Origin of the sequence: Micromonospora yasonensis (assembly GCF_026013475.1) — a bacterium.
Lineage (GTDB): Bacteria > Actinomycetota > Actinomycetes > Mycobacteriales > Micromonosporaceae > Micromonospora > Micromonospora yasonensis.
Window position 1 is genome coordinate 1 of record NZ_JAPDPH010000348.1, and the last position, 4932, is coordinate 4932.

At 72.2% G+C, this 4932-nt stretch carries 4 protein-coding genes and 1 pseudogene; 3 read left to right on the plus strand and 2 right to left on the minus strand.

Annotation, left to right across the window (positions count from 1 at the left end; translation table 11 throughout):
* Window positions 1-514 (minus strand): annotated as a pseudogene (locus ONA70_RS34695) (glutathione S-transferase family protein); the annotation flags it as partial.
* A gap of 83 nt (window positions 515-597) precedes the next feature.
* Here ONA70_RS34695 and ONA70_RS34700 point away from each other — a divergent pair.
* The gene (locus tag ONA70_RS34700; RefSeq protein WP_265010714.1) at window positions 598-1005 is read left to right on the plus strand and encodes an ester cyclase; all 408 of its coding nucleotides are present in this window, start codon (window positions 598-600) and stop codon (window positions 1003-1005) included.
* Window positions 1006-1068: 63 nt separating this feature from the next.
* On the opposite strand, the gene ONA70_RS34705 is transcribed toward ONA70_RS34700, so the two are convergent.
* Complete coding sequence (locus ONA70_RS34705; RefSeq protein WP_265010715.1) at window positions 1069-3582, minus strand: MSCRAMM family protein; 2514 nt, start codon at window positions 3580-3582, stop codon at window positions 1069-1071.
* 220 nt (window positions 3583-3802) lie between these two features.
* Between ONA70_RS34705 and ONA70_RS34710 the strand changes: the two genes are divergently transcribed.
* A complete protein-coding gene (locus ONA70_RS34710) occupies window positions 3803-4393 on the plus strand; it encodes a NuoI/complex I 23 kDa subunit family protein (protein ID WP_406601300.1) in 591 nt (196 codons plus the stop codon).
* Window positions 4390-4932 (plus strand): NADH-quinone oxidoreductase subunit J family protein (locus ONA70_RS34715; RefSeq protein ID WP_265010717.1); only part of this gene is annotated, 543 nt, incomplete at its 3' end. The genes ONA70_RS34710 and ONA70_RS34715, both read left to right, overlap by 4 nt.

The following is a 4932-nucleotide window of genomic DNA, read 5'->3' on the forward strand; positions in this document are numbered from 1 at the left end:
TCTCGTCCCGCAGCGGCTCCGGGTAGAGGTCGGGCGCTCCCGGCCGGTGGTACGCGGTCCACTCCGTCGACAGGTCCAGGCTCATCTGCGCGTAGTCGTTGGTGACCACCTGCCCGGTCGGCACGTCCACGATCGCCGGCACGGTGATGCCCCGGTCGTATCCGGGGAACCGCTTGAAGTACGCCTCGGCCAGCCGTTCGATGCCGAGCATCGGGTCCCGGCCGCCCGGGTCGAGATCGAAGGTCCAGCTCCGCTTGTCGTGGGTCGGACCGGCCACCGCCAGCGAGAGGGCTTCCTCCAACCCGAGCAGCCGGCGGACGATGACCAGCCGGTTCGCCCACGGGCAGGCCCGGCTGGCCGCGAGCCGGTACCGGTCGGGCTCCACCGGCCAGCCGCCCCGCCCGTCGGCGGTGATCCGGGTGGCGATGTAGCGCTGGTCCCGGGTGAACTCGCCGCCCGGTTCCACGTACTTGCCGCCGGTGCCGTTCAAGATCTCGTCGTCGCTGCTGCCCACGCCGCCTCCCGGGAGATGTCGTCGGATCCCATCATGGTCGCTCCGGCCGGCCCCGTCAGGTCGAGCGGAGCTACGCTGCCGCGGTGACCGATGTGGAGGCGGCGGCCCGACGCTTCATCGCCGACGTGTGGAACGCCGGCCGTGAGGAGAGCGCGTACGACCTGATCGCGGCGGACTGCCCGGGGCTGGGCGGGACCGGGCCGGAGGCCACGTTGGCCTGGCACCGGGACCGGCGGGCGGCCTTTCCGGACCTCCGCTACAAGATCGTCGAGCTGGTGGCCGCCGGCGACCGGGTGGCCGTGCACTGGCGCGCCGCCGGCACCCAGGCCGGGCAGTTCGGCCCGGTGCAGCCGACCGGCCGGGTGGTCAGCTATTCGGGGGCATCGTTCCTCCGCTTCGACGAGGCCGGCCGGATCGTGGACGTGTGGAGCGTCAACGAGCTGTTCCAGGTGCTCCAGCAGCTCGGCGTGGAGATGATCCCGCCGGCCTGAGCGCGTCACCGAAACAGCCGGGCGGGCCGGACCGGTGGTGCCGGCCCGACCCGCCCGGGCCGTTCAGCGGGTGGGCGTCAGCATGGCCGGACCGATACGGATATCAGTCGGGACCGGCTTGCAGGTGTCACCCGGCACCAACCGGAGGGTGTCGATCACCTGGCCCGGCGTGAGGTTGATCGGCGTCGGACCCAGGCTGCGGGGCCGCCGCGGACCGCTGGACGGCCCCACGTACCAGCAGGGCGTTCCACCGAGGGGCAGTAGCCGCAGCAGCAGCGGCCCGGCCGGCAGGGGGGTCCTGGCCACCCCCTGGACGGTGAGGGGAGACACGACCCGGTCGCCCGTGGTCGCCTGGTAGACCTCGAACTTGTCGTCCGAGGAGCCTGCGCTGCCGGTGTCCAGCCGCCGGATCAGGGCGCCCCGGGGCAGCGTAATGTCCGGGGCCGTCGTCGTGGCGCCGGCCGTGATCTGCACCAGGCTGGCGTCGAACCGGTTGGTGGCATTGCCGGACCAGCCCGGGGCGAGCAGACCTGCCGAGGTCTCGGCATTGCCGGCCGTGCCCAACGGCCAGCGGTACGGGCCGAGATTGTCGAACCGGTAGCTGCCGGACGGGTTCGAGGTGCTCGAGATGCAGGCCCGCAGCGGAACCGGATCGAGATCCGGGTGCTGACCGAACGGGTTCACGCAGGTGTAGGCCGTGCTGCCGTACTGGTCCGTGACGCGGCCGATCAGGGTTCCGGCTGGGTCGAGCCGGATCGGCGGCGCGATCACGCTCTGCCCGGCCCGCATCGAATAGACCTTTGCGATCCGCCGGTCACCGGTGCCGCCGTTCTCGGTGTACCACTGGGCGCCGTACGGCGCGGGCGGCACGACCATCAGCTGCACCGGCCCGGCCGGCAGTGGCCCGATCTTGAGCTTGCCGGTGGTGTCGGAGCACCAGGAGACGACGGCGTCCCGCCGCATGGCGGTGGTGACCAGCTTCCGGGCGCTGACCGGGTAGACGCACGTCCGCCCGGGCACGGAGCCGTCCTTGGCGTCGATGACGGTGGTCTCCAGGACAGCGCCCGGCTCGAGCGCGGCGGTGATCCGCGTGGTTTCGCCGCTGACCACCGGCACCGAGGAGATCGTCTTCGTCCAGTGGCTCGGCCGGGCCTGGATCAACAGCTGCTCCGGCTTGGCACCGGTGGCCCAGGCCTTCGTGAAGGTGATCGTGCCGGTGCCGCACAGCGAGTCCTGCGCGTTGATCATATTGACGCAGCCCGTCACCGGCGCTCCGGTGACGGAGTCCCGCAACGTCACCTCGATGACACCCGGCGGTACGAGCTGTTCGTCCACCGTGGTGACCTCGCCGTCGGCGACGTGCACGATGGTGGCCTCGGTCGGCGTCGCCTTCCCCGGGTGATACTGGACGGTGCGGTCCAGCGGCTTGATGGAGATCCGGTAGTCACCGGGCGGCACCCGGTCGAGCTGGTACTGCCCGTCGACCACCTGGGTCCAGGCCGACCAGGAGCCGTTGACGGCCTCCGCCCGTACGGAGGTGGTCAGCGCCGGAGTGGCACCGGGATAGTCCGTGACCTGGCCGCGGAGCGTGCCGCCGCCGAGCCGTAGGGCGACGTTGATGATGAGGCCCGACACGGGATGGTAGATGGAGGCGTTAAGCCTGTTCGTCGCGTTCGGTGCCCACTGCTCGGGGTAACCGTCCGCCCGGATCCGCAGCTTGTATCCCGGGTTGATCGACACCGTCGTGATCCGGTAGCGGCCGGTGGCATCGGTGCAGGCCGTGGCGGCGTCCTGCCCGTTCCAGGCGGCGACGGCGGTCACGCACGCGCCGGCCACCGGCAAGCCTGTGGCGGCCGCCGTCACGGTGCCGGTCAGCACGCCACCCTCGGTATTGCTGGTTCTCGTCAGGTACTGCCCGTCGACGCTGGCCGTCGCATCGGGAGCCACCTCGTACACGGTGGCGACCGGTGGGTCCCCGGTGCCGGGCAGCCACTGGGTCGGCGCCATGCCCCGAGGGCCGATCATCAGCTGGTACGCACCGGGTGGAAGGTTCCCGAGCCGGTACCGGCCGTCGCCGTCGGTCGCCGCCTTCGCCGCCCAGTAGGCGCCGCCGACCGCGACAGCGGTCACGTCCGAGTCGTACGCCGGGCTGCCGTCCGGCTGAGTGATCCGACCGGCGAAGCCACCGACCGAGGTCAGCAGCGCGAGGTTCGCCTCGATTGTGGTCCCGGTCGCGGGATAGCGGATGGAGAGCGCGTTGTCGTAGTCCGGGTCGGACGGCCACCACAGGTCCGCGTGGCCCGCCGCCTGCGCCCGCAGCCTGGCTGGGATTACGTAGGTCAGACCGGAGAAGGTGTAGTGCCCCTGCTCGTCCGCGCAGCGGGTGGCGATCGGCTTGTCGGGTGCGTTGAACAGGGTGAGGCAGGCGCCGGGCAGCGGCGCGCCGGTGGCCCGGTCGGTCACCGCACCGGTGAGGGTGTACGCGGTCTGGGCCTGCGCGGCCGGTGCGCTCGCCAGGACGGCGGCGACGACGGCGGCTGCGGCCAGGGCCCGCGTCCACCTCTTGCTGAGTCTCAAAGGCCGTGATCCTCCTGGGCTCGTCGGCCGGAGCAGAATAGATGATCAAAAAGGTCCTCGATGTCCCGCTGAGCAGTTGGCCGGCTGGTCGAGCCGATCGTGCGGTGGGCCCGTCCGATCGGCGGGATCCACGGCTCAACCGACCGGTCGGATCACTGCGAGGCCGCCAACAGCCGGGTGGTGGTCGCGCGCGCCGTGGGCACAGGGCAGGATGGGCGGCATGAGCGAGCGCAGCGGGGTGCCGGGCGAGGGGCTGGTGAAGGGGCTGGCGGTCACGTTGAAGACGTTGACCCGGCGCTCGACCACCCAGCAGTACCCGGACGTCGCCCCCGAGCTGCCGCCGCGCTCGCGTGGCGTGATCGCGCTGCTGGCGGAGAACTGCACCGTCTGCATGCTCTGCGCCCGCGAGTGCCCGGACTGGTGCATCTACATCGACTCCCACAAGGAGGAGGTGATGGTGCCCGGCGCCGCCCGCCCCCGGCAGCGCAACGTCCTCGACCGGTTCGACATCGACTTCTCGCTCTGCATGTACTGCGGCATCTGCGTCGAGGTCTGCCCCTTCGACGCCCTCTACTGGTCGCCGGAGTTCGAGTACGCGGAGTACGACATCAAGGACCTGCTGCACGACAAGGACCATCTCGGCGAGTGGATGGCCACCGTGCCCCCGCCGCCGGCCCACGACCCGCACGGCGACCCCTCGAAGGAGGAGACCACCGCCGCCCGCAAGACCGCGGCCCCCGCCGCCCGCCCCGCTCCCGCCCCGGTACGCCCCGAGCCCGGCGCCGAGCAGGGTGGAGGAACGCCGTCATGACCGGTGCGGACGTGCTGCTGATCGCCCTCGGGGCGGTCGCGGTGGGCGCGGGCGCGCTGGTGGTGGGCACCCGCCACCTGGTCCGGGCCGGCCTCTGGCTGGTGGTCTGCCTGGGCGCGCTGGCCGGCGACTACCTGGTGCTCACCGCCGAGCTGGTGGCCTGGGTGCAGGTGCTCATCTACGTCGGGGCCGTGGTGGTGCTGCTGCTCTTCGCGGTGATGCTGACCCGGGCCCCGATCGGCGCCTCCGACGACCTGGACCGGCCGGGCTGGCCGGCCGCGCTGGTCGGCGGTGGCAGTGGCCTCGGCCTCGCGGTGCTGCTGGTCGACGCGTTCCGCTGGTCCCGGGTGGACCTGCCCGCCGCGGGCACTGCCGACCGCCTCGGCGAGCAGGTCTTCCGCTCCTGGGTGCTGCCGTTCGAGGTGCTCTCGGTGCTGCTGCTCGCCGCCCTGGTCGGCGCGATCGTGCTGTCCCGTCCGGACATCGGCCGCCCGGGCACGACGGCGACCGGTACGCCGGCCGGGCGCGGCCGCCCGGGT

Excerpts from the sequence above, each read along its gene's own strand:
- ONA70_RS34710 (WP_406601300.1), top strand. The coding sequence starts at position 3,803 with ATGAGCGAGCGCAGCGGGGTGCCGGGCGAGGGGCTGGTGAAGGGGCTG.